This window comes from Rhizobium sp. Root1204 (assembly GCF_001424965.1).
Classification (GTDB): domain Bacteria; phylum Pseudomonadota; class Alphaproteobacteria; order Rhizobiales; family Rhizobiaceae; genus Pararhizobium.
In genome coordinates, this window is record NZ_LMCZ01000034.1 from 417,922 (window position 1) to 440,736 (window position 22,815).

The following is a 22,815-nucleotide window of genomic DNA, read 5'->3' on the forward strand; positions in this document are numbered from 1 at the left end:
ATCAGATAACCAGGTTGGCCAATATCTCGTTGTTGGTGATATCCTGATAATGCAGACCGGCACCGTCAAAGGCGGCCTTCAGCTTTGGAAAATTCTCCGGATGTTTGGTTTCGATACCGATCAGGATGGAGCCGAAGTTCCGCGCCGATTTCTTCAGGTATTCAAACCGGGCGATATCATCGTCTTCGCCGAGCAGGCCAAGAAAGTCCTTCAGTGCGCCCGGGCGCTGCGGCATCCGCAAAATGAAGTATTTTTTCAGGCCTGCATGCCGCATAGCCCGTTCCTTGACGTCAGGAAGGCGTTCGAAGTCGAAATTACCACCAGAGACGACGGCAACGACGGTCTTTCCCTCCAGGGCCTCCCGCCCCAGCATTTCCAGCGCCGTGATCGACAAGGCTCCGGCCGGTTCCAGCACGACACCTTCGACATTGAGCATGTCGGTGATTGTCACGCAGATCGCGTTTTCTGCCAGAAGCAGAACCTGGTCTATCGAAAAATGCTTGAGAGCTGCGAAGTTGAGATCGCCGATACGTCCGACGGCCGCTCCATCGACGAAGTTGTCGACCTGTTCCAGCGTCACCACGGAACCCGTCTCCAGGCTGCGGCGCAGGCTGGGTGCACCCTCCGGTTCGCAGAACACGAAAGCGCCGGGAGCAACCTTGCTCTTCAGATAGCCGGTCATGCCGGCAGACAACCCGCCGCCGCCGACAGGCATGATCACCAGATCCGGAACGACGCCCTCCGGCAGTTGCTCGATCATCTCGACTGCCACCGTTGCCTGTCCCTCGATGATGTCGGCATGGTCGAAAGGCGGAACCATGACGCCATCGATACGCTCGACGTGATCGCGCGCCGCCTGGTAGCATTGGTCGAAGAAGTCGCCGACCAGCTTGATGGTAATGAATTCCCCGCCGAACATCCGGGTCTTGTCGATCTTCTGCTGCGGCGTCGTCACCGGCATGAAGACGACGCCCGGCACGCCAAAATGTCGGCAGACGAAGGCAAACCCTTGTGCGTGATTGCCCGCGGACGCGCAGACAAAGGTCTTACCGATTCCACCAGCCGCGATCACCTTACGGAAAAAGTTGAACGCGCCGCGGATCTTGTAGGATCGCACCGGGGAAAGGTCTTCGCGCTTAAGATAAATCGTCGCGCCGTAGCGGGCACTCAGGTGATCGTTGAGCTGCAGCGGCGTCGCCGGGAACAACGCGCGCAAAGCCTCGACGGCATTATCAACGTCCTGCTTCATGGGATGCGGTCTTTCGTTGGTGTTCGTATGGCCCTGCCTATGCCACAACGCCGCTGACGAAACCACAGCTATTCGTCAATAAGTGGAGTATTTAAATCACCTTTGTTTGAAGTGACGGCCTGCCTTGACACCGGTCGGCAAATACCGAACATCCGCAATCAACGCAGGATCAGGGGAGAGGCAATGCGCACCGACAATCGTAGAGGTGGCCTGACGGCCGCAATCAGCGCGCTACCGCTCCTGTTGTTGCTGGCGGCACCCGCCCTCGCCGGCCCGCTTGCCGACGCAGCAACCAAAGCCGAGGCGCTGGCAGCCTCTGGCGATACGCTGGGTGCTCATGATCTTTTGCGCTCGGCAACCGGCGCGTTTTCATCAACGCTGCCGTTTTCCATCGGCAAGGCTGTATTCGTAGGAGTTCCTCCGGTTGGCTACGCGATGTATGAGCCCAAACCGCAGCCGATATTCAAGCCGGGCGAAGCCCTCGTCTCTTATGTCGAGCCGATTGGCCTCACCTGGACACCGGCGGCGGCCGGAAAAGTACAGACGCATTTTACGGTCGACCTGGATATCCTCAGCGCTTCAGGTGAAGTGCTTGCCAACCAGAAGGCTTTTGGCGACTTCACGTTCACCAGCTTCTTCCGCAATCAGGAAATCTACGCGACATTGACCACGGATGTCAGTGGTGCCGCAGCTGGCGATTATGTGCTCCGGTTTCACTTCAACGATCTGAACAGCGGCAAGTCCGCAAGCGTCGATCAGAAATTTACGATCGCCGCAATGTCTCCAACGCCTTAGTAACTCAGGCGTTGCTTTTCGATGCGGCGATTGTCTCGATCATCGCCTTCACATCCGCTTCCGCCGCATCGAGCAAGGCTTCGTCGCGGGCACGGATCACCAGATCGGTCGAAAACGACGTACCGTCGAACTTTGGATAGGACCCGATGCTGGTCAGCGGATGTGCCTTCTGCACCTCGCCGAGTGGCCCGCCAATATCGCCTTCCCCGAAAGGAGAGCGCACGGTGCGCGATTTGACGACGGTACCGCTTTCCAGCTGTGGCAGGAGCGCATCCAGCATCGCCTGGAAGACCTGTGGGACGCCGGCCATCACGTGAACGTTGCCGATAATGAATCCGGGCGCTGTCGATACGGCATTCGGAATATGACGTGCGCCATCCGGCATACGCGCCATGCGCTGCCGCGCCTCGGTAAACTCCAGGCCGCGCCGCGAATACATGGCACCAAGCAGGGTCATGGCATCCGGGTCGTGAATGCACGCGACGCCGAACGCCCGTGACACCGCATCAGCGGTGATATCGTCGTGGGTCGGGCCGATCCCGCCCGACGTGAAGACATAGTCGTATTCAGCCCGCAACCCGTTGAGAGCCGCCACGATCGCCGGCTCGTCGTCGGCAACGATACGGACTTCCTTCAGATCGATACCGGCCAGCGTCAGTACATCTGCCAGATGGCCGATATTCTTGTCCTTGGTCCGGCCGGAGAGCAATTCGTCGCCGATGGCGAGCATGGCGGCGGTGACGATTTTTTCGCTGGTCATCGGAAGGTCCTATGTAACGCTGGGATCGTTCAGTCGAAAAATCCGATTGTCTCTTATTCTCGAACGGTCTGTCGCCCGCTTCGCTTCTGACAACGGACAGGTAAACTGATAAATCCGATCTCCAGCGGCAATCAAGCGGAATTGCCAACTCAAAGGAGAATACGATGGCTAAGGTATTGGTGCTTTATTATTCGGCATACGGACATATCGAAACCATGGCGTATGCCGTCGCCGAGGGCGCCAAGTCCGCGGGCGCCGATGTCACCGTCAAGCGCGTGCCGGAACTGGTGCCGGCCGACGTTGCCAAAGCCTCTCATTTCAAGGTCGATCAGGCTGCCGAAATCGCCAAGCCGGATGAACTGGGCGACTACGACGCCATCATCTTTGGCGCGGGTACGCGTTTCGGCACTGTCGCGTCGCAGATGCGCAATTTTGTCGATCAGACCGGCGGTCTGTGGATGAAGGGCGCGCTAGTCGGCAAGGTCGGCTCGGTGTTCACGTCCTCGGCAACCCAGCATGGCGGCCAGGAGTCGACGATCCTCGGCTTCATTCCGACCCTGATGCATCAGGGCATGGTCGTTGTCGGACTGCCCTATGCTTTCCAGGGACAGACAGGCGTCGATGAAATCAAGGGCGGCTCGCCCTATGGCGCATCGACGATCACCGGCGGCGACGGTTCGCGCCAACCATCGGAAATCGAACTGGAAGCCGCACGCTACCAGGGCGCCCATGTTGCCAAGATCGCCGCCAAGCTGTCGGCCTGAGCGACATAAAGACCATTACGACAGGTGTGAAGGGCGATCGCAAGACCGCCCTTTTTTCGTCTGTGCGCCATATGGGAAAGGCTAAAAGGCCGGGCTACTGCCTCCGGCAACTGGAAAACTGGAAAAACGCCGGTGTTTCATGCTACTTTGCGCTGCCAGGATGCGCTGCGGCAATATGCAACGTAGGTTTTGGCGACGGGAACGTTTGCCACACTGGCCGTTCCAGTCCGGTCACGTCGACTCCATGAGATATTGGAATGCGGCGCACTCCAGGGAGTACGAGATGACCAAAGTGGTGTATGCGATTGTCGAGCACGATGGCGGCTGGGCCTACAAGCTTGCCGACGTGTTTTCCGAGACCTTCCCGAACCGCGAGATAGCGGTAGCGGCAGCAAAGGCCGCAGCAGCCGAGCAGCAGGTCGGCGGCGACGATGAAGAAATCAGTTTTCAGGATCCAAGCGGCCGATGGCATTTTGAACATGCAGACGGCGGTGACCGGCCGGAAGCCGTTGTCGAGGATCAATAGACGGCGGCGACGTGCCAACATAAGTGCGGCACATCTGGCGCGTTTGCGGTTTAACGAAACCAGAATGCCCCTCTCCGGCGCCGAAGAGGGGCTTATGGTTTGGTACTGAAAATGCCGAGTTTCCCTCCCTCGGCATCACTGGTTAAAGCGCTGTTCTACCGGTGCATCAACTGAAACCGTTGATTAACCTTCACGGGTAGGGTTAATCACTGGACCTAATGCCAAGAGGCCGCAGCTCAATCGAGATACTGCTCTTCATTCCCCAAAAACGATCAGCCGCTATTTCTCTGCCCCGGTGACTTCTGCCCCGGTGAATGATGACCGGATTTACCTCACGCCGCCCTTGCGGTTCCCTCCTTCGGGACCTGCTTCGCTTCAAGAATGGCCATGCAGATCAGATAACTCAGCATTACATTCTGCTGAGAGTCGGCTAATAACTTTGCAGCCTGCAGAAGATCCGTGACATGCGTTTTATCCGACATCGGAAGCCTCATTTTTCAACGATTGCGATACCGATAGTAATATTCAATGGTTGTAATTCAACTATGGGTTCTTGCTGATTATTATCGATAGTTGATTTTTTTGATAATACACGCTATGTACCATCCGCCTGGAAAAACCGTTTACGCCGATGTGGACGTGTTCAGCAGGCCCGCCAGCCGAAACCATTCGTCAATACTGGCCTGGACGGCGGCCTTCGCCTCATCCAGCGTTTCAGCGGACTGGAAGTCGTAGCGGATCGTGCCGTTGCAGCCGGAAACCATCCATTCCCAACTCGTCTGACCGTCATGCTGCAACACATAAGCCAGTTCCTGCTGGCCAAGCATGCCAGCGAACGAGCGGTTCCGGATCGGCTTCCACGTCAATGGGATTTCTTGCAACACGTCGTCCATGCCCCAGCATTGATTCATAATACTATTATAAGTCTGCAGCCGGTTTGGCATAACCCTGTGGTTTGAGGGGTTTTTGCAAATCGGCTATTATTGCTTAATCGGGATCAAATGTGTTGCCCGGATCATGTTTTGGGAAGCAGCCTATTGACCTTAAAGCCCAAGTGTCTGAAAGGAAAAACACGCGGACGTGGCGAAACTGGTAGACGCAAGGGACTTAAAATCCCTCGGAGAGATCTGTACGGGTTCGACCCCCGTCGTCCGCACCACTCCCGAAACCGGATGCCTCGATCAACTGGAGCTTGAGCATGTCACTTCCTGAAAAAGCATTTCCCGTTTCCTGGGACCAGTTTCACCGTGACGCACGTGCGCTGGCCTGGCGTCTTGCCGACAATGGCGGCGAGTGGAAGGCGATTGTCTGCATCACCCGCGGCGGCCTCGTTCCGGCGGCGATTGTCTGTCGCGAGTTGAACATCCGGCTGATTGAGACAGTCTGCGTTGCCTCCTATCATGACTATGATGCACAGGGGCAGATGTACGTCCTCAAGGGGATTTCGGAGGAGCTGAAGGCTGATGGGGGCGAAGGCGTACTGATCATCGATGACCTCACCGACACCGGCAAGACCGCAGCCGTGGTCCGCGCGATGCTGCCAAAGGCGCATTTCGCCGCCGTCTATGCCAAACCAAAGGGCCGGCCGCAGGTCGATACATTCGTGACCGAGGTCAGCCAGGATACATGGATCTACTTCCCCTGGGACATGGGATTCACCTATCAAGAGCCGATCGCCAAGGGATCGCGCGGCTGAGGCGGTCTTGTGAAGCGGCTTACTAGCCGCCGCATACGACGCTTCATGAATATCCCTGTGTAAACAACGATCTGTTTCACTAAATTAATCTATTTTCTGCGGCGCCTTCGCCGCGGAAACAGGCGCCGAGCAGAAGGCTCCAGGGCTTTTCTCAACGGATCGCAGAAGAAGGACGCATGACGGTGCGCAACACGCGCGTTAGGGCTGCGATTGGCGCAACGCTCTGTTTGCTGCCGGTTCCTCCGGCAATGGCGAGCGATGTTCACGTGGCGCCGGTCACCGCTTATATCGAGGCCAACATTCGGGCGTGGATCGAAGACCCGATCATCATAAAAGCGCTCAGAAGCCAGAACGCCCTCCATTCCCACATGAGCCAGACAGCGATCGATCGCCTGGATGCCAACTGGCGCGCAGAGTTTTCAGGGGACGTCCGGCCGCTGATCGATGCGGTCATCGGTAATCCGCTGTCAAAATTCCTGAAGGCAAAGCAGGCCGCCTCCGGTGGCGTCGTCACCGAAATCCTTGTGATCGATGCGAAGGGTTTGTCTGTTGGCGAAAGTGAGATCAGTTCCGATTATTGGCAGGGGGATGAGTTGAAATGGCAGAAGACCTACCTTGCCGGATCCTCGGCCCTTTTCGTCGATGCCGCGCAAAAGGATGAATCGACGCAAATGCTGCAATCGCAGGCCAGCCTGACCGTGTCCGATCCCAAGACCGGTAAGCCGATCGGTGCCATTACCATCGGTATCAATCTCGACGCACTTTGAGCCGGTTGCCCCTCTTTCCGAATCAGTTTGTCCCACCGCCACATTTCGCCCGGCTTGGCTATGACCGCCGGGCACCATGGTAAATATACTGTGGTTTCTCACCCGCAAAATTTTGCAAATTTGCTTGCCGCTGCGGACGATGCTGGAGGGAACCCGGCGAAGCATCTGATTTTGCTTGATATGCCCACTGTCCCCGTTTTCCACAGGTCACACACACAACATCTGGTGTTCGCAATTACGACACAAACCAGCCCTTGACGGACTCGGGTCGAATACCGTTAATGGTTTCTACGTTGCGGCGGCGGCGGGACCGGAAAGTAACGAGGCCGGTTCATTTCAGAAGAAATCGTCTGTGTTTTCAAAACTGTCCGGTGGATGATCCATTGGTCGTGACGGTTATTTTTTGTGATCTCTCCAGGCGCCAAACACGTCACAAAAAGCTGGCGTAAGGAAGCTGTTGATACTATATTTAGTATTTGCAGCTGCAATCAGCACAAGATACAGGGTTCCCGAGACGGGTTTCCCATCAAGGCGGAAAACGGAAACTGGCTGCACGCTCAACGCGCGGCCGGATGCGAACAATTGCGCCCTGAGCCTTTGAATGGGTTCGGGCATGCGGCAAACAAAGGACAAGGGACAGATGCAGATCGAACGTCGTTTCACCAAACCAGGCCAATCGGCCTATGCTGAAATTGAGTTCCGCAAGGCCATCAGCGAGATCAAGAATCCCGATGGCTCGATCGTGTTCCGTCTCGCGGATATCGATGTGCCTGCCCAGTTTTCCCAGGTCGCGGCCGATATTCTCGCGCAGAAATATTTCCGCAAGGCCGGTGTTCCCGCGCGCCTGAAGAAGGTGGAAGAAAATTCCGTTCCGTCCTGGCTATGGCGCTCGGAAGCCGATCTCGCCGCCATGAAGGACTTGCCGAAGGAAGAACAATACGGTTCCGAAACCGACGCCCGCCAGGTTTTCGATCGCCTGGCCGGCACTTGGACCTATTGGGGCTGGAAGGGCAATTACTTCGCATCCGAAGAAGACGCCCTCGCCTTCCGTGACGAGCTTGCCTACATGCTGGCCACCCAGCGCGTCGCGCCGAACAGCCCGCAGTGGTTCAACACCGGCCTGCATTGGGCCTATGGCATCGATGGCCCCGGCCAGGGCCATTTCTATGTTGATCCGTTCACCAACAAGCTGGTGAAGTCGAAATCCTCCTACGAGCATCCGCAGCCGCATGCCTGCTTCATCCAGTCGGTCGGTGACGATCTCGTCAACGAAGGCGGCATCATGGACCTGTGGGTGCGTGAAGCCCGTCTGTTCAAGTACGGCTCCGGCACCGGCTCCAATTTCTCGTACCTGCGCGGCGAAGGCGAGCGCCTGTCGGGCGGCGGCAAGTCGTCGGGCCTGATGTCGTTCCTGAAGATCGGTGACCGCGCTGCCGGCGCTATCAAGTCGGGCGGCACCACGCGCCGTGCGGCCAAGATGGTCGTCGTCGATATCGATCACCCGGATATCGAGGATTACATCAACTGGAAGGTCAAGGAAGAGCAGAAGGTTGCTGCCCTCGTTACCGGCTCCAAGATCGTTGCCAAGCACCTCAAGGCGATCATGAAGGCCTGCGTCAACTGCACGGCCGATAACGACGCCTGCTACGACCCGAAGCAGAACCCTGCCCTCAAGCGCGAAATCAAGGCCGCCAAGCAGAGCCAGGTTCCGGAAAACTACGTCAAGCGCGTTATCCAGTTCGCCAAGCAAGGCTACAAGGATATCGAGTTCAAGACCTACGACACCGACTGGGATTCGGAAGCATACCTCACGGTATCCGGCCAGAACTCCAACAACTCCGTCTCCCTCAAGGACGACTTCCTGCGCGCTGTCGAAGCCGACGGCACCTGGAACCTCACCGCCCGCAAGGACGGCAAGGTGATGAAGACGCTGAAGGCCCGCGATCTCTGGGAACAGATTTCCCACGCTGCCTGGGCATCGGCCGATCCGGGCCTGCATTTCAACACGACCATGAACGACTGGCACACCTCGCCGGCCGCAGGCTCGATCCGTGCATCCAACCCCTGCTCGGAATACATGTTCCTGGATGACACGGCCTGCAACCTCGCCTCGCTGAACCTGCTTCAGTTCAAGGATGCTGCCACCAAGAACATCAATATCGCCGACTACGAGCATGCCGTCCGCCTCTGGACGCTGGTTCTCGAAATCTCGGTGATGATGGCGCAGTTCCCGTCGAAGGAAATCGCCGAGCGCTCCTATGAATACCGTACGCTGGGCCTCGGCTACGCCAATATCGGTGGTCTGTTGATGTCTTCGGGCATCCCCTACGACTCAACCGAAGGCCGCGCTATTGCCGGTGCCCTCACCGCCATCATGACCGGTGTTTCCTATGCCACATCGGCTGAAATCGCTGCCAAGCTTGGCCCGTTCCCGGGCTACAAGCCGAATCGCGAATCGATGCTGCGCGTCATCCGTAACCACCGCCGCGCCGCCCATGGCGAAACCCAGGGTTATGAAAGTCTGTCGGTCAATCCGGTGGCGTTGATCCATGGTGAATGCCCGGATCAGGCACTGATCGCTCATGCGACCGCCGCGTGGGACAAGGCGCTGCAACTTGGCGAAAAACATGGCTACCGCAACGCCCAGGTTTCGGTCATCGCACCGACCGGCACGATCGGTCTGGTCATGGATTGCGACACGACCGGCATCGAGCCTGATTTCGCTCTGGTAAAATTCAAGAAGCTGGCCGGCGGCGGTTACTTCAAGATCATCAACCGCGCCGTTCCGGAAGCCTTGCGGACGCTCGGTTACACGGAAAGCCAGATTGCGGAGATCGAGGCCTATGCCGTCGGTCACGGCAACATCAACCAGGCTCCGGCCATCAACCCCGGCTCGCTGAAGGCCAAGGGCTTTGGCGACGACAAGATCGAGGCGATCAACGCCGCCACCAAGGCTGCCTTCGACATCAAGTTCGTCTTCAACCAGTGGACGCTCGGTGTCGACTTCCTGAAGGATACGCTGAAGGTCTCTGACGAGCAGCTCGCCGACATGAGCTTCAACCTGCTGGAGCATATCGGTTTTTCCAAGAAGGACATCGAAGCCGCCAACGTGCATGTCTGCGGCGCGATGACGCTGGAGGGCGCACCGTTCCTCAAGAACGAGCACCTGCCCGTCTTCGATTGCGCCAACCCGTGCGGCAAGATCGGCAAGCGTTACCTCTCGGTCGAAAGCCACATCCGCATGATGGCAGCCGCCCAGCCGTTCATCTCCGGCGCAATCTCCAAGACCATCAACATGCCGAACGAGGCGACGGTCGAGGATTGCAAGGCCGCCTACATGCTGTCCTGGAAACTGGCGCTGAAGGCCAACGCGCTCTACCGCGATGGCTCCAAGCTCTCCCAGCCGCTCAACGCCTCGCTGATCGAGGACGATGAGGACGAGGATGCGATGGAAGATTTCCTGGCAGCGCCCGCCGCCGCCCAGGCTGTGACCGTCACCGAGAAGATCATCGAGCGCGTCATCGAACGGGTCACCCGCGAGCGTGAAAAACTGCCGAACCGCCGCCAGGGCTATACCCAGAAGGCGATCGTCGGTGGACACAAGGTCTACCTGCGCACCGGTGAATTCGGCGATGGCCGTCTCGGCGAAATCTTCATCGACATGCACAAGGAAGGCGCCGCTTTCCGTGCGATGATGAACAACTTCGCCATCGCCATCTCGCTTGGTCTGCAATATGGCGTTCCGCTGGAAGAATATGTGGAGGCCTTCACCTTCACCAAGTTCGAACCGGCCGGCATGGTGCAGGGCAATGACGCGATCAAGAATGCCACGTCGATCCTCGACTACGTGTTCCGCGAACTCGCCGTCTCCTACCTCAACCGCCATGATCTTGCCCATGTCGACACGTCCGACTTTGGCAACACCGCACTCGGCAAGGGCATCCAGGAAGGCAAGACCAACCTGATCTCCACCGGCTGGACCCGCGGCCACAAGCCGACGCTCGTCTCTGGTGGCCAGATCGACCGTGCTTCCGGCGAGCCGAAGGGGGCTGCAACCGCTGCTCCCGCCAAGGCATCGTCGGGCGCAACGATCACCGCCTTCTCCGGCAGTGCAGCGCGTAAGCTCGAAACGACAGTTGCCATCTCGACCTCCGAAATCGTCGCCTTCAAGCGCGATTACGAGGAGCGGGCTGCGGAACTGGCCGAAGAGATCGCGGAAGAGACGACGGACGTCGAAACCACCAGCGAAGTGACGGCCCTCTTCTCCGACAAGGCAGCGGCCGAAGCCGCAGCCGCGAAGTCGGACGCAAAGAAGATCGAAGCCGAACGCCGCATCCGGTCGATTGCACAGGGCTACACCGGCAACATGTGCTCGGAGTGCCAGAACTTCACGATGGTGCGCAACGGCACCTGCGAGAAGTGCGACACGTGTGGAGCCACAAGCGGCTGCAGCTGATCGCCGGTTGAAAAATGATTGTGTCGAATCCAACGGTGAAATGCCCTGGCCAATTTTGATTGGACGAATCCAAAGCAGGTGAGCGTGAGGAATAAATTGCGTTCGCCTGACAACCGAAGCCAAGTCTGGCAAGTCCGCTCGATATTGGCCAGACTTGAAGCAAAACCGGCCTCCGCGCTTTCGATGCGGTGATTGCTGAAACCCAGGTTGCCATAGTTGCCAACTCAAAGAGATGTCCCAGGCAGGCTGGCCCTGCCCGGGGCAACATACAAAACAAAAAGCATTCAGGGATGAGGGAGCTACTTCAGATCAATCGACCACAGGAATTCAGCAATATGAGCCAAGTGCCCAAGTTCGGATTTTCCGCCTTCTTAAAATTGATCAATGCCAATCCCAAACCGCAGAAACGCCTTGTCCGAGACCGCTTTCGTCCGAGCACCGGCGGGTACGCACACGTTCGAAAAGGCTGATCACGTTCCCCGCGTATCTGGATGTCTTGCTGACTGCAAGATTATCGCCCGGCTGGTCGTCAGTGTAAGACGAGGGCAATGCCAGTCGTTGCAACGCACGCTCATTTGTCCAGTTAGTATCATGTAGTATATTATTATACAAACAACCACTTACCGACACACCAGTGCTATTCCTCGAAGTACCACGCCCCTCAGCGTGACAACTTCGCGGAACAAGCACTCTCGTGCGCAGAGGCAGGCTTCAAATTCTCTTTTGGTGGTGAAGCGGCACTCAGACAGCACTTGGTCGAACTGCATAAAGATTTCTGGGAAGGACGGTCCGCCGCAGGGGGCCGGGTACTTTACGGCCGAGTCTACGATTGGCTTATGCAGGAACGCTACGACAACGGCTCTGACGAGCTTCGCCAAATCGTTAGAGAGGTCGCGCTGTCGCACATCCCCTTCGATCCTGGTACTGTAATCTTTACCCCCGTAACTGATCGGCGTTTCCACACGATCAAGTCTGCCAGTAAACAATATGGGTTTCACCCTGTTACAACCCGCAAATTTGCCGAAGCTGCGGGCCTTATTGATCAAACAGCAAATTCGATCAGCGATTGGCGAGTGGTCATGCCCGTTGAAGATGTCGACAGGGTTATGTCGGAAGCAAGAGGCTACCTCACCGACGGTGAAGCGCGTGCATATCTCAACGCCGAGCGTACCCTGTGGAGTACGATCACAAGACGGGGATATGTTAAACGAGCTATCGAAGGCAGCCGAGAGCTTCGCCTCGGCCCCATGTTTTCGAAATTTGATCTCGACGATCTCTTGTCCCGCATGCAGGCGCATGTCACCTCGAACTTCGAAGACGGTGACCATCTCAGTTCTTTCTCGGAAACGGCACACAGGGCTAGCTGCAAATTCTCCGAGATTCTCGATCTCTTGTTCGCAGGCAAACTGACCACTGTGAAGCTTGACCCGTCCACCTCGGGCATCAGCGCTTTCAGGTTGGACCCGACCGAAGTCGCATCGCACACGACGCTGCCACCGATGCCAGGCTTGTCTGCCGTAGAAGCTGCAAGATATGTAGTTTTGAACATTAAGGTGTTTACCCGGTTAGCAAACTGCGGCGTGATCGGATCGGAACAGGCAATCAATCCAGTAAAGAGGTGTCGGCAGCGCGTCTTCAGTACCGCAACGCTCGACGCATTTTCAGAAAGCTATAGATCGCTTCACCAGCTAGCCTCGGAACAACTAAAGGCCATCCGGGTAATCAAGCGTGATCTCGATCTGGCTAACGTCGAGCCTGCTTTCACAAGGCTCGAAGTTGGAGCCACCTTCTACAGGAAAAGCGACCTGCCAACCTAAGTCGCTTAAACCAACCCCTCGCCCGGCCTGATCGCCGGGCTTTTTTTATGCCGAGTATACCTTGGATTTCCTAGGTATGGGGTACTGGACAACTTATGTTTGGACTCGGCTATACTTGTTTGGACTGGCCCGCTGGAGGGCGTGAATTTCCTGGGGCGGAGCGGCGTTCAGGCCATTATTTGCTTGGATTCGACAGATTGATTATCTATGGCCCGGGAGATTTCTCGGGCCATAATTTTGTGGTGACAGAGAAGATACGCGAAGACGGCCAAGATTTCTGGCCCTCACTCTCCACGTGGCGAGAGAGAATGTAATTACAGCGTCGTAGCTGTCAGTAAGTGTTAAAAATTGCAGGTGAAGGGAGGTTCGTGGAAAGGAACAAGCCGCACGCCAACAACATCCAACACTTAACCTATGGCTAAGATGTTGATTTTGTGCGATCGCCCGCGAAGGAAGAGGTAACCCGCCCACCCGCAACCGCCCGCGTATGATCATTGATCTCGATCCAGTACCCGTCCGGATCTTGCACATAGGCCTGCCGGAAACCGTCGCGGCGGATGCCGATCTGGCCGGTGTTTCCGGGCCAGTCGTAGAATGTCACACCCTTGGCGGTGATATCAGCAACAAAGGCGTCGAAGTCTTCGATGCGTAGCGCGAAATGCGTGTCCTTGGTGAGATGCGTCGCGCCAAAATCGCCCTCAATCAAATGGATCGTGTCGAGGCCGCCGATGGTCAGCCACGCGACATTGGCGCTGCCGGCTCGCTCGATCGGGGTGAAGCCGAGGATATGGGTGTAGAAAGCGATACTGCGAGGAAGGTCGCGGACCAGAAGGGCAAAATGGTCGAGGCTATAGGTGTGCCGCATCGGAAAAACCCTCCCGTCAGATTGGTGTCGTGGCAAGGCAAGCCCGCCAGTCGGAGATCAGGTACGCGTTCGCCTGTTATCGCATGCCCTCGAGCTTCTTTACCACGCGCTCGGCAATATCGGCGTCCTGCTCGCGAACTGCATCGGTCAACGCGTGCAGTTTGGCGCGCAGGCCGTGCACCTGATCGACCAGCGCCATGATCACGTCGATCCCATCCTGGTTGACGCCCATGCTTTCTGAGAGATCAAGGATCAGCAGCCCCCGCGCCAGGTCTGCATCGTGAAACGCCTCGACCTGCTCGGTCAGTTCCGGAATGATCCATTGACGGTCGATCCATAATGTCAGTGTGGAGGAAACGATGCTGAGACGCTCGCAATACTCCAGATGGTCCATGTCAATCTCCCCAGGCTTTTCGAGGATTGTGGGCTTGGCCCGCTCCCCAACTGGAGGCGAAAGCCGTCAGTTCGGGATCGGCAGTCTCCGGCAGCATGATCTTGAGGGTAATGTACTGGTCGCCGTTGCCGCCGCCGCGCTTGGCAACGCCCTTGCCTTTCAGCCGCAGCGTCTTGCCGCTATTGGAATGCGGCGGCAAAGTCAGCACGACGCTGCCGGAAATCGTCGGGACGTTGACCTTGCCGCCAAGGATTGCCTCGCGCAGCGAAATCGGCATGTCGATGCGGATATCGTCGCCATCGCGGGTGAAGAACGGATGCGGCCGGACATGGATTTCGATCAGCGCATCGCCGGCTGGGCCGCCGCCAGAGCCCGGATCGCCCTTGCCGCGCAGCCTGAGCGTCTGGCCCTCCTGGGTGCCAGGCGGCACCTGCAGGTCGAGCACGGTTCCGTCCGGCAGCGTGATCTTCTCCTTCGAACCGTTGACCGCATCGAGGAAGTTCACTTCCATGGAGAACTGCAGATCCCTGCCCTTGGCGCGCATCGGTCCCCGCCGTGAAAAGAAGCTGGAGAAAATATCGTCGGTATCGGTAAAGTCGGAAAATCCGCTGCTGTTCTGGTAACGCGCATCGTTGCCCGGAGCGCCGGCATATTCGCGGTAATAGTTTCGCGGCGCCTGTTCGGTTCCCGCGCCGTCGATCTCGCCCTTGTCGAAACGGGCCCGCTTGTCCTCGTCGCCCAGCACCGAATAAGCCTCCGAGACCGTCTTGAAACGATCTTCGGCGCTTTTGTCGCCGGGATTGAGGTCCGGGTGCAGCTTTTTGGCAAGCTTGCGATAGGCGCTCTGGATTTCTTTCTGCGTCGCGGTTTTCGCCACGCCGAGGGTTTTGTAGGGATCGTTGGCCATGTGGCTCCCGCCGAAGCATTGTCGTGACTGTGAAGATAGGCCATCTGCGTGCGAGAGCAAGCATTTGGAATGCGCCAAATGGCACTGGAGAGTGGAATAGCAGAACCGGGCAGCTTGGCCAGGATAAACCGCCGAGACCACGGGCGCCCACCCGCCGCGTTACAGATCGAAGATGTTATCGCCCGTCAAAAGGATCCGCGAGGGCAGCATCAGGGCGGCTGATCGGGTATTGGGTGCCGGAAATGCTGGCTGCCAGTTTCTTCGGTCCCTGCGCCTTCAACAAGGCGCGAAAACTCGGATGCATGCCGCCATCGGAATAGGCGCTGAGGGTCGAGCTTGTGGGAATGGAGCCGGTGATCGCTGTATCGAGCTTGCGCTCCTCCGCCTCGATCCGGGCCATGGCCTGCGGCTCGAGCTGGTTGACAACCGGGGGGCAGGCAGCCAGCGCGTCAGTCGGCTCGCCGCCTTCGAATTCCTTGTTGAAGACGTAGCGGCGCTCGCAGACCGACACCTTCGGCGGGCGGCGCGTTACCTCGAAGGCGTCGTAGCCTTCCTTGATCGTGCGCCAGAACGGCATGTTCGGATCGCCGCGATGCGTCGCCATGTTCTGTGCCGTCATGCGGAAAGGATAGGCCTGGACCTGGAATTTCTCCTGCCCGCCCGCCAGCGCCCTCTGGACGATCGCATAGATTTCGCCGACCCCCTGGTCGGTCATCGCATAGCAGCCGGACGACGAGCAGGCGCCGTGCACCATCAGCGCCTCGCCGGTATAGCCAAGCGCCGATTCCAGCTTGTTGGGATAACCGAGATTGAAGGAGACATAGAACTGCGAGTTCGGGTTCAGCATGCCTGCCGAGACATGATAAAAACCTTCCGGCGCGTGGCGGTCGCCGACCTTCGTCTTTGGCCCGAGCTCCCCGGACCAGCGGCAGATTGGGTAGGTCTTCAACAGGGCATAGGCGCCCGTCTTGTTGACCTTCCACACTTCCAGCTCGCTTTCCTGCTTGAAGATGCGCACCAGAACCGGGCTTTCCGGCTTCATGCCCTTCTTCGACATTTCCGCGATCATCTTGCCCGACAGTTTTGGCGGTGCCTCGGAGAGATCATCAAGCGCCATGCAACCCGATAGTGCAACGCCAAGAGCAAGCGCTGCCAGCGTCCGCGACACAACCGTGCGGGCGGAGCGAATGCGCGTCGAGGCGTTATGAAGGGCATGCAGAGAAATCATGAAAGCGTCTATCGCTGGAAATCGTGCCAAAGTTTTGTCGAGCGTATCAAATCAGAACAATGTCTGCCCGATCATCGAAGAATCGGACATCGAGGTTAGCGTCCGGTTAATATTCGCGCTGCAGCTTGCGGGAGGCAGGTGCAGTTTGCACCTGCCTCCCAAAGGTTACTGCCAGACGACGATCTTTGCCTTTGCCGGAACGCGCTTGTAGAGATCGATGACGTCCTGGTTCATCAGCCGTACGCAGCCGGACGAAACGGCCTTGCCGATCGACTTCCATTCCGGATTGCCGTGCAGACGGTAGAGCGTATCTTCGCCGTTCTGGAAGATATAGAGCGCGCGCGCGCCCAGCGGATTTTTCAGACCCGGCTCCATGCCACCATTGGCGATCGAGTATTTGGCAAGGCTCGGTGTGCGCGCCACCATCTCGTTCGGTGGCTTCCAGCGCGGCCAGGGCTGGCGCCAGTGAATGATGCCGTCACCCTGCCATGCAAAGCCGTCACGGCCGATGCCGACGCCGTAGCGCATTGCGGTTCCGCCCGGCTCGACGACATAGAGAAGACGCGATGGCGTATCGACAACGACCGTTCCCGGCGCCTGGCCAGTCGGATCGGAGACACGCTGCCGGTAAAATTTCGGATCGATCTGCTGGTAAGGAACGGCCGGAATGAGATAGCCGCCATCCTCGACGGGGCCATACATCACCTGCAATTCGGCATCCGATGGTGGGCCGATCGGGCGGGTTATCCGTGCCGGGGTCGGCGCAGAACGGCCACCCGGCATCGATGTGGTACAGCCGGCAAGTGTGCCCGCCGCAAGAACGCCGAGAAAACCGCGGCGGGAAAAACTGTGATCGGTCGTCATGAGCCCCATCAATTCGCTGGTCTGCAATATCGTCCCGTTCATCTGGATGAAGCAGCCATCACGCTCGCCAAACAAGCATTGTGCCGTGCGTCTTATCGCGGAGGAATCGGGTCAAAGCCCTTATGCAGCCAATCGCTGGCCTTTCCAACGGGACCTTGCGGTTCCGGCGTCAAGTTTACCGTCTGGTCACCACATCGTGATGTGACGTTGCTGGAAAGACGCAGCTGTCCGGGAGGCGTTGTTACTGTAACGTACTTCCGTAAAGCGCATCGCCGTTGCGATAGTGCCGGCATCGGAATTCGGAGGCTGCCATGACATTGGCATTGGATAGCGAAAAAGACAGATCATTGGCGTTGAGCGAGATGCTCTGGATCCCTGGATGTACCTTCACGATGGGGTCTGACAAACATTATCCGGAAGAGGCTCCCCCTCACCCTGTCAAGGTCGATGGCTTCTGGATTGAGGCGACCCCTGTGACGAACCGCCAGTTCACGGAATTCGTGAAAGCCACCGGTTATGTGACGTTTGCGGAGAAGGCGCCGGACCCGAAGGATTATCCGGGTGCGTTGCCCAAGATGCTGAGAGCCGGTTCGCTGGTCTTCACGCCACCGAAATCGGTCAACGGGCCGGACATCAGCCAGTGGTGGAGTTTCAAGTTCGGTGCGAACTGGCGCCGCCCCTATGGCGGCATGAGTGATCTGCGCGGTAAGCTCGATCATCCCGTCGTGCATGTGGCCTTCTGCGATGCCAAGGCCTATGCGGATTGGGCAGGTCTCGATTTGCCGACGGAAGCCGAATGGGAACTGGCCGGGCGCGGCGGGCTTGACGATGTCGAGTTCGCCTGGGGTGATGAACTGACCCCGGGAGGCGTCGCCATGGCAAACACCTGGGAAGGCACTTTTCCGACCCACAACACCAAGCCCGTCGGCAAGGACCGGACGACGCCGGTCAAATCCTTCGCGCCAAACGGGTACGGCGCCTATGACATGATCGGCAATGTCTGGGAATGGACGACGGACTACTGGTCGACACACCACCCGGAACCAGCCAACAAGTCATGTTGCATCCCGCAAAACCCGCGTGGCGGGGCTGTCGAGGCCAGCTACGATCCGAATTTGCCTGACATCCGCATTCCCCGGCGCGTCCTGAAGGGCGGCTCGCATCTTTGTGCACCGAACTATTGCCGCCGTTACCGCCCGGCCGCCCGCCATGCCGAGCCGGAGGATACGTCGACCAGCCATGTCGGTTTCCGCTGCGTGAAAAGACCTGAAAACTGATCCTGGAGAGAGCCATGCTGCGTTTTGTTCGTGTTTTCCTTGTCGTGCTCCTCGTACCCCTGTCAGCACTTGCGGATGATCTTCCATCATGGAACGACGGCAAATCGAAACAGGCGATCGTCGATTTCGTCACCAAGGTTACCGACGAGAAGAGTGCTGATTTCGTCAAGCCGGAAGACCGTATCGCCGTGTTCGACAATGACGGCACGCTGTGGTCCGAGCAGCCATTCTATTTCCAGCTCGGTTTTGCACTGGACCGCGTCAAGGCACTCGCACCGGAGCATCCGGAATGGAAGGACACCGAGCCTTTCAAATCCGTGCTGGCCGGCGACCTCAAGGGGATGGCGGCAAGCGGCGAGAAGGGCTTGATCGAACTTGTCATGGCCACGCATGCGGGGATGACCACAGACCAGTTCAACACAGTTGTCACGAACTGGTTTGCGGCAGCGAAACATCCGAAAACCGGTAAGCCCTATAACGAAATGACGTTCCTGCCGATGCGGGAATTGCTCGACTATCTGAGGGCAAACGGCTTCAAGACCTATATCGTCTCCGGTGGTGGTGTGGAGTTCATGCGGCCGATCACGGAGAAAGCCTATGGCATCCCACCCGAACAGGTAATCGGCAGCACCATTGTAACCGAATATGTACTCGTTGACGGCGAGCCTGTGCTCAATCGCTTGCCGAAGATCGACTTCATCGATGACGGTGCCGGAAAACCAGTCGGCATCAACAAGTTCATCGGCCGCCGTCCGATCTTTGTCGCGGGAAATTCCGATGGCGACTATGAGATGCTGCGCTGGGTGACCGGCGGCAGACCCAATAGCTTCGGGCTGATCGTGCACCACACCGACGCGGTGCGTGAATACGCCTACGACCGCCAATCGCATTTCGGCAAGCTCAACAAGGCGATGGACGAGGCAGAGCAGCGCAAGTGGCTGCTCGTGGACATGAAAAACGACTGGAAGAACATCTTCGCGTTTGAAACACCATGAACGCACGACCGTCTTCACCACAATGAACAACGGCTCCTCTTTCGTTTCCGAGATGAATGAGGAGCCGCTTTCGTGATAGGCGCAAGCCGATTTGGCTGGCACCTCCCCAGTTCTTCCCGTGATTGTTCGTTGCTGCCGCGATTTACGCGTCGAGCAATCCGACCGTATCGGCGATCATCAGCGTATCGACGAACTCGGTCATGTCGATGATCTTTCCATCCTTGAACGTGAAGCGGTCAAGGTACTCGGTTTCGGCCTCCTTGCCGTTCGGCGTGTAGCGGATCACGCCGGCGCGCAGTGCAAAAACCGTGTCGCCATCGACGTAGAGACGCGTGGTTTTGACCCTGGACATATCCCAGTGTGCGACCAGCGTCTGCACCACCGTATCGACGGCTGCCGGCTCGGTGACGCGCTGCGTCATCGGCGCCAGTTTGCCGCTACCGACGATGCGGAAGCTCAAACCCGGTCCGGCCAATGCCATCATGGCGCCGATATTGCTGACCGCGCGCGCCGCATAGAATGTATTGACAACATCTTCCAGTGTTTGCCTGTCCATCATGCCCCTCCCTTTGGTTGCAGGAAGTGTGCCTGTATTTAAGGAGGACTGCAAGTAAGAGAGTTACAAGGTTCAAGCCCGCATTCCTGGGTTTGCTCTCCTATGAAACCTTTATCTCTTGGCCGTTGCCCCGGAATGGATTTCAAATGCTGCGCGGCCCTAGCATCCAGGCATTCGAAACAGGTCACTGCCGCGATGCCCATGCTCCACGTTCACCCTTCCCACCTTTCCACACCGAGGATCAAGCAGCGCGGCCGCTCCCGCAGGCAACGCCGCGCCCGCATCACGGCGGGATTGAATGCGGCAGCGATTGTTCTCTCGCTTGCCGGTGTCGCCCTTATTTATGTGATTGCATGAGGCTCCATCATGGGTACGACACCGTCAACGCAACGGCTTTTGCGGTCAACCAAGGCCACACATCCAGCGGATACCATCGCAGTTGGACCTGAACTCGCCAGCCTGATTGCCCGGGTCTGCGCCGCCCGCATTCTTCGCGAGCACCATATCTGGGAGGCCGTGCGTATTCTGCCGGAGGCCGCCGGCCTGCCGGGCGGCATCAAGCAGCTACCAGAGTTTCGCTTGCTGATGGAAAAGGAGGCATTCACAGCCGCCCTTCGCCTTATGGCGCAATCCTGCCAGCCCGCCCGTGACATTCGCGAACTTGATCCGCAAGCAGATCGTTGGGCCGTGACCCTGTCTGTCCGCAGTGCCCTTTCCCAGCCGCAACGGCGCAAACTGATACGCGCAGAACATCGCGATCCTCCGGCCGCAATCCTCATTGCACTTTTGAGCAGCGCCATCCGTAAAACGAGATCGTTTGTGCGCCGAAGACGGACAAATGCAGCCGTGCAAAAGGAATTTGGAAATGAGTGAACGCCCCCGGATCGACCCCACGCCACACGGCGCTATCTGCGACCTCGTCACGCCCTTTCATGGCGATCAATTGGACGAACCAGCCTTCGCCGAACTTGCCGAATGGCAGATCAATAGTGGCATTTCGGGCCTTCTGGTTGCGGGGCCGGCCGGTGAGCCCTGGGCTCTGGCCGATGACGAACGGGCGCGATTGATCCGCCTTGCCGTCGCGGTTGCCGGCAACCGCGTCCCGGTTTTTGCCGGCACCGGCACATCCTGCACCGAGACAACGGTGGCGCGCACGGCAGAAGCGAAAAACATGGGCGCTACCGCTGCCTATGTGGTGATGCCCTACTATAGCAAACCCGCTCAGGAGGGCTTGTTCCGCCACTATCAGGCAATCACGGACCGGGTAGACCTGCCACTCATTGTGGGTCTCGCTCCACAACGGACGGCGGCCGATCTGTTGCCGCGTACGCTGGAGCGGCTGGCGTCTCTGCGATCCGTCGTTGGAATTGCCGATGAAACGGGAGACATTGCGCGCCTTGTGGCTATGCCGTCGGCTTTGCGTCAACGGTTCGCGCTCTATTCCGGTCACGATCTGACGGCCATGCCGTTCACCCTGATGGGCGGCCGCGGTGTGATCTCGGCTGCCGCAAATCTGGTGCCGCGCTTGACTGTCGCATTGCATCAGGCGCTGGCAACCGGAAACCAGCAATCGGCGCAAAGCCTGCAGGAGCGGCTCAGCCCACTATTTCAGGCACTGGAGCGCGAACCGAGCCCTCCTGCCATCAAATACGGCCTCAGTCTGCTCAGAGGCATCAGCGACGATGTCCGGCTGCCGCTGACGCCGATCGTCGCGGAAACCACAGCCGCGATCCGCATGGCACTGGCGCCGGTGCTGTGCAAACCGGCACCAGCGCGGCGGCAATTCCTATGAGATTTTCACAACAGAACTGCCGGCCACGCATGGAACGGCAATGGCAGAGTACATATTTTCTCATGGCGATCAGTGGCTTACGGATCGCAAACAGGCCAACCGAAAGAACAGGTCATGCAATCATACGCCCGCCAAAGTTCATCAAACAGGCCAGTATCGGCGCCGGTAATACCGGATCGCAACAGCCTTTCTGGCGCAGTCATCCGTCTGGCCGCAGTCTTTGTGTGTGCCGGCATTATTCAGATTCTGGCAGGCTGGTTTCCGCGCTAGGGCGCAATCAGCCCACGCCAGCAGCACATCACCATTAACAACACAAAGGTCTATAAGGATTATGGGCAGTCGATCTCCCCTCGCGAACACGCATTCCGTAACGCCACGTTTCACCGTCGGCTGCGATCACCACGGCTGGTGGGTCGTGCAGGACCGGCTTGGCCGGGTCGGTGGATTGTTTGCCAGTGAAGCTGCAGCCCTGCACTTTGCCGGCGAAGAAAGCAATCACGACGCGCGCGCGGTGTGCCGCGCACCGGCCGGCAAATGCATCGAATTTGGCGGCATGACATCAACAACGCGGAATACGCTCTCACGGCGCTACGCCTGAACCTTTGGGGCGCGCACTTTCCCCGGTGGTCTGCGCCCCCTTTTTCCTTCGGATGATCGATAAGATTTGCCTTAAATGCGACCTCGCGATTTCACCGTGGTGAAACGGCGGTCGGGTAAAAAGGATTGATTGTTCCGAAGGAGCGCCCGGCACGGGCAGATCGTCCATGACCTTGGTCGTTACCATGTCAGCCAATACGGCGGCTTACGCGGCGCAGGCCATCAAGCCGTCCGCGCGCGTGAGCGGCGATGGCCCGGCCGACGAGGCGATCACCCTGCTTTCTGCACGGCCGAAGGACGATGCGGCAACCACCCATGCCTCGGTCGCTGCCCTCCGCAGCCCCACGTCGTTATCGTTGATGCTGATGAGTTCCAATGGCCGTCAGCCGCAGGGTACGCGCGGCGAAGCGGTGCGCCGTTACATGGAGTTCGGTCCCGATGACGCAGAGGCCGATGAGAGCGACGAAGCCTTAACCCGGGACGACGAAACGACCAACGCCTGACGCGGCC

At 58.2% G+C, this 22,815-nt stretch carries 23 protein-coding genes and 1 tRNA gene; 14 read left to right on the forward strand and 10 right to left on the reverse strand.

Features of this window, described 5'->3' with window-relative positions:
* Position 1: 1 nt before the first annotated feature.
* Positions 2–1,249, reverse strand: a complete 1,248-nt coding sequence (ilvA, locus tag ASC96_RS23320; RefSeq protein ID WP_060505461.1) for a threonine ammonia-lyase — start codon at positions 1,247–1,249, stop codon at positions 2–4.
* A gap of 183 nt (positions 1,250–1,432) precedes the next feature.
* Between ilvA and ASC96_RS23325 the strand changes: the two genes are divergently transcribed.
* Positions 1,433–2,044: a hypothetical protein gene (locus tag ASC96_RS23325; protein ID WP_060505462.1), complete on the forward strand. Its 612-nt coding sequence runs from the start codon at positions 1,433–1,435 to the stop codon at positions 2,042–2,044.
* 4 nt (positions 2,045–2,048) lie between these two features.
* Here the strand turns inward: ASC96_RS23325 and ASC96_RS23330 are convergent, their stop codons facing one another.
* Positions 2,049–2,804, reverse strand: a complete 756-nt coding sequence (locus ASC96_RS23330) for a competence/damage-inducible protein A (protein WP_060505463.1) — start codon at positions 2,802–2,804, stop codon at positions 2,049–2,051.
* 164 nt (positions 2,805–2,968) lie between these two features.
* Between ASC96_RS23330 and wrbA the strand changes: the two genes are divergently transcribed.
* Complete coding sequence (wrbA, locus tag ASC96_RS23335) at positions 2,969–3,568, forward strand: NAD(P)H:quinone oxidoreductase (RefSeq protein ID WP_060505464.1); 600 nt, start codon at positions 2,969–2,971, stop codon at positions 3,566–3,568.
* A 283-nt stretch (positions 3,569–3,851) separates the two neighbouring features.
* Positions 3,852–4,094 carry a DUF2188 domain-containing protein gene (locus ASC96_RS23340; protein ID WP_060505465.1) on the forward strand — a complete coding sequence of 81 codons (243 nt, stop codon included), beginning with the start codon at positions 3,852–3,854 and terminating at the stop codon, positions 4,092–4,094.
* Between the two features lie 332 nt (positions 4,095–4,426).
* Here the strand turns inward: ASC96_RS23340 and ASC96_RS32980 are convergent, their stop codons facing one another.
* Both ASC96_RS32980 and ASC96_RS23345 read right to left on the reverse strand, forming a co-directional pair.
* Complete coding sequence (locus ASC96_RS32980; protein WP_156397710.1) at positions 4,427–4,576, reverse strand: hypothetical protein; 150 nt, start codon at positions 4,574–4,576, stop codon at positions 4,427–4,429.
* A gap of 141 nt (positions 4,577–4,717) precedes the next feature.
* Complete coding sequence (locus tag ASC96_RS23345; RefSeq protein ID WP_244482276.1) at positions 4,718–4,960, reverse strand: hypothetical protein; 243 nt, start codon at positions 4,958–4,960, stop codon at positions 4,718–4,720.
* 208 nt (positions 4,961–5,168) lie between these two features.
* Here ASC96_RS23345 and ASC96_RS23350 point away from each other — a divergent pair.
* The 5 genes from ASC96_RS23350 (at position 5,169) to ASC96_RS23370 (ending at position 12,830) form a co-directional block, all read left to right on the forward strand.
* Positions 5,169–5,253, forward strand: a tRNA-Leu gene (locus ASC96_RS23350).
* Positions 5,254–5,292: 39 nt separating this feature from the next.
* Complete coding sequence (gene gpt / locus ASC96_RS23355) at positions 5,293–5,790, forward strand: xanthine phosphoribosyltransferase (protein ID WP_037095505.1); 498 nt, start codon at positions 5,293–5,295, stop codon at positions 5,788–5,790.
* Between the two features lie 176 nt (positions 5,791–5,966).
* Positions 5,967–6,557: a hypothetical protein gene (locus tag ASC96_RS23360; protein ID WP_060505466.1), complete on the forward strand. Its 591-nt coding sequence runs from the start codon at positions 5,967–5,969 to the stop codon at positions 6,555–6,557.
* Between the two features lie 640 nt (positions 6,558–7,197).
* Positions 7,198–11,013 (forward strand): vitamin B12-dependent ribonucleotide reductase, encoded by a 3,816-nt coding sequence (locus ASC96_RS23365; RefSeq protein WP_060505639.1) that lies wholly within the window; start codon positions 7,198–7,200, stop codon positions 11,011–11,013.
* A gap of 836 nt (positions 11,014–11,849) precedes the next feature.
* Complete coding sequence (locus ASC96_RS23370; RefSeq protein WP_156393861.1) at positions 11,850–12,830, forward strand: hypothetical protein; 981 nt, start codon at positions 11,850–11,852, stop codon at positions 12,828–12,830.
* Between the two features lie 418 nt (positions 12,831–13,248).
* Here ASC96_RS23370 and ASC96_RS23375 read toward each other — a convergent pair whose 3' ends face one another.
* From ASC96_RS23375 to ASC96_RS23395, 5 genes are all read right to left on the reverse strand, one after another.
* Complete coding sequence (locus tag ASC96_RS23375; protein ID WP_082512231.1) at positions 13,249–13,695, reverse strand: VOC family protein; 447 nt, start codon at positions 13,693–13,695, stop codon at positions 13,249–13,251.
* A 76-nt stretch (positions 13,696–13,771) separates the two neighbouring features.
* Entirely contained in the window at positions 13,772–14,089 is a 318-nt protein-coding gene (locus tag ASC96_RS23380) for a chaperone modulator CbpM (protein WP_060505468.1), read from the reverse strand.
* Between the two features lies 1 nt (position 14,090).
* On the reverse strand, positions 14,091–14,996 hold the full coding sequence (locus ASC96_RS23385) for a J domain-containing protein (protein ID WP_060505469.1): 906 nt from the start codon (positions 14,994–14,996) through the stop codon (positions 14,091–14,093).
* Positions 14,997–15,171: 175 nt separating this feature from the next.
* Positions 15,172–16,221: a murein L,D-transpeptidase family protein gene (locus ASC96_RS23390; RefSeq protein ID WP_060505640.1), complete on the reverse strand. Its 1,050-nt coding sequence runs from the start codon at positions 16,219–16,221 to the stop codon at positions 15,172–15,174.
* Between the two features lie 168 nt (positions 16,222–16,389).
* Positions 16,390–17,088 (reverse strand): L,D-transpeptidase, encoded by a 699-nt coding sequence (locus tag ASC96_RS23395; RefSeq protein WP_060505641.1) that lies wholly within the window; start codon positions 17,086–17,088, stop codon positions 16,390–16,392.
* Between the two features lie 311 nt (positions 17,089–17,399).
* Between ASC96_RS23395 and ASC96_RS23400 the strand changes: the two genes are divergently transcribed.
* Both ASC96_RS23400 and ASC96_RS23405 read left to right on the forward strand, forming a co-directional pair.
* On the forward strand, positions 17,400–18,365 hold the full coding sequence (locus ASC96_RS23400) for a formylglycine-generating enzyme family protein (RefSeq protein WP_060505470.1): 966 nt from the start codon (positions 17,400–17,402) through the stop codon (positions 18,363–18,365).
* 14 nt (positions 18,366–18,379) lie between these two features.
* Complete coding sequence (locus tag ASC96_RS23405; protein WP_060505471.1) at positions 18,380–19,360, forward strand: HAD family hydrolase; 981 nt, start codon at positions 18,380–18,382, stop codon at positions 19,358–19,360.
* Positions 19,361–19,502: 142 nt separating this feature from the next.
* On the opposite strand, the gene ASC96_RS23410 is transcribed toward ASC96_RS23405, so the two are convergent.
* On the reverse strand, positions 19,503–19,916 hold the full coding sequence (locus ASC96_RS23410; RefSeq protein WP_162246389.1) for a nuclear transport factor 2 family protein: 414 nt from the start codon (positions 19,914–19,916) through the stop codon (positions 19,503–19,505).
* Between the two features lie 366 nt (positions 19,917–20,282).
* Here ASC96_RS23410 and ASC96_RS23420 point away from each other — a divergent pair, with 366 nt between their 5' ends.
* The 4 genes from ASC96_RS23420 (at position 20,283) to ASC96_RS23435 (ending at position 22,808) form a co-directional block, all read left to right on the forward strand.
* Positions 20,283–20,789: a hypothetical protein gene (locus ASC96_RS23420; RefSeq protein ID WP_060505474.1), complete on the forward strand. Its 507-nt coding sequence runs from the start codon at positions 20,283–20,285 to the stop codon at positions 20,787–20,789.
* Positions 20,782–21,708, forward strand: coding sequence for a 4-hydroxy-tetrahydrodipicolinate synthase (dapA, locus tag ASC96_RS23425; protein ID WP_060505475.1), 927 nt, complete (start codon positions 20,782–20,784; stop codon positions 21,706–21,708). Before ASC96_RS23420 ends, dapA begins: the two co-directional genes overlap by 8 nt.
* Positions 21,709–22,039: 331 nt before the next feature.
* Entirely contained in the window at positions 22,040–22,306 is a 267-nt protein-coding gene (locus ASC96_RS23430) for a hypothetical protein (protein WP_060505476.1), read from the forward strand.
* A 166-nt stretch (positions 22,307–22,472) separates the two neighbouring features.
* Positions 22,473–22,808, forward strand: a complete 336-nt coding sequence (locus ASC96_RS23435; protein ID WP_060505477.1) for a hypothetical protein — start codon at positions 22,473–22,475, stop codon at positions 22,806–22,808.
* The last annotated feature ends 7 nt before the right edge of the window (positions 22,809–22,815 follow it).

Coding starts and splice junctions, on each gene's coding strand:
- ilvA (WP_060505461.1), bottom strand. CDS start 1,249: ATGAAGCAGGACGTTGATAATGCCGTCGAGGCTTTGCGCGCGTTGTTC.
- ASC96_RS23325 (WP_060505462.1), top strand. CDS start 1,433: ATGCGCACCGACAATCGTAGAGGTGGCCTGACGGCCGCAATCAGCGCG.
- ASC96_RS23330 (WP_060505463.1), bottom strand. CDS start 2,804: ATGACCAGCGAAAAAATCGTCACCGCCGCCATGCTCGCCATCGGCGAC.
- wrbA (WP_060505464.1), top strand. CDS start 2,969: ATGGCTAAGGTATTGGTGCTTTATTATTCGGCATACGGACATATCGAA.
- ASC96_RS23340 (WP_060505465.1), top strand. CDS start 3,852: ATGACCAAAGTGGTGTATGCGATTGTCGAGCACGATGGCGGCTGGGCC.
- ASC96_RS32980 (WP_156397710.1), bottom strand. CDS start 4,576: ATGTCGGATAAAACGCATGTCACGGATCTTCTGCAGGCTGCAAAGTTA.
- gpt (WP_037095505.1), top strand. CDS start 5,293: ATGTCACTTCCTGAAAAAGCATTTCCCGTTTCCTGGGACCAGTTTCAC.
- ASC96_RS23360 (WP_060505466.1), top strand. CDS start 5,967: ATGACGGTGCGCAACACGCGCGTTAGGGCTGCGATTGGCGCAACGCTC.
- ASC96_RS23365 (WP_060505639.1), top strand. CDS start 7,198: ATGCAGATCGAACGTCGTTTCACCAAACCAGGCCAATCGGCCTATGCT.
- ASC96_RS23370 (WP_156393861.1), top strand. CDS start 11,850: ATGCAGGAACGCTACGACAACGGCTCTGACGAGCTTCGCCAAATCGTT.
- ASC96_RS23375 (WP_082512231.1), bottom strand. CDS start 13,695: ATGCGGCACACCTATAGCCTCGACCATTTTGCCCTTCTGGTCCGCGAC.
- ASC96_RS23380 (WP_060505468.1), bottom strand. CDS start 14,089: ATGGACCATCTGGAGTATTGCGAGCGTCTCAGCATCGTTTCCTCCACA.
- ASC96_RS23385 (WP_060505469.1), bottom strand. CDS start 14,996: ATGGCCAACGATCCCTACAAAACCCTCGGCGTGGCGAAAACCGCGACG.
- ASC96_RS23395 (WP_060505641.1), bottom strand. CDS start 17,088: ATGACGACCGATCACAGTTTTTCCCGCCGCGGTTTTCTCGGCGTTCTT.
- ASC96_RS23400 (WP_060505470.1), top strand. CDS start 17,400: ATGACATTGGCATTGGATAGCGAAAAAGACAGATCATTGGCGTTGAGC.
- ASC96_RS23405 (WP_060505471.1), top strand. CDS start 18,380: ATGCTGCGTTTTGTTCGTGTTTTCCTTGTCGTGCTCCTCGTACCCCTG.
- ASC96_RS23410 (WP_162246389.1), bottom strand. CDS start 19,916: ATGGACAGGCAAACACTGGAAGATGTTGTCAATACATTCTATGCGGCG.
- ASC96_RS23420 (WP_060505474.1), top strand. CDS start 20,283: ATGGGTACGACACCGTCAACGCAACGGCTTTTGCGGTCAACCAAGGCC.
- dapA (WP_060505475.1), top strand. CDS start 20,782: ATGAGTGAACGCCCCCGGATCGACCCCACGCCACACGGCGCTATCTGC.
- ASC96_RS23430 (WP_060505476.1), top strand. CDS start 22,040: ATGGGCAGTCGATCTCCCCTCGCGAACACGCATTCCGTAACGCCACGT.
- ASC96_RS23435 (WP_060505477.1), top strand. CDS start 22,473: ATGACCTTGGTCGTTACCATGTCAGCCAATACGGCGGCTTACGCGGCG.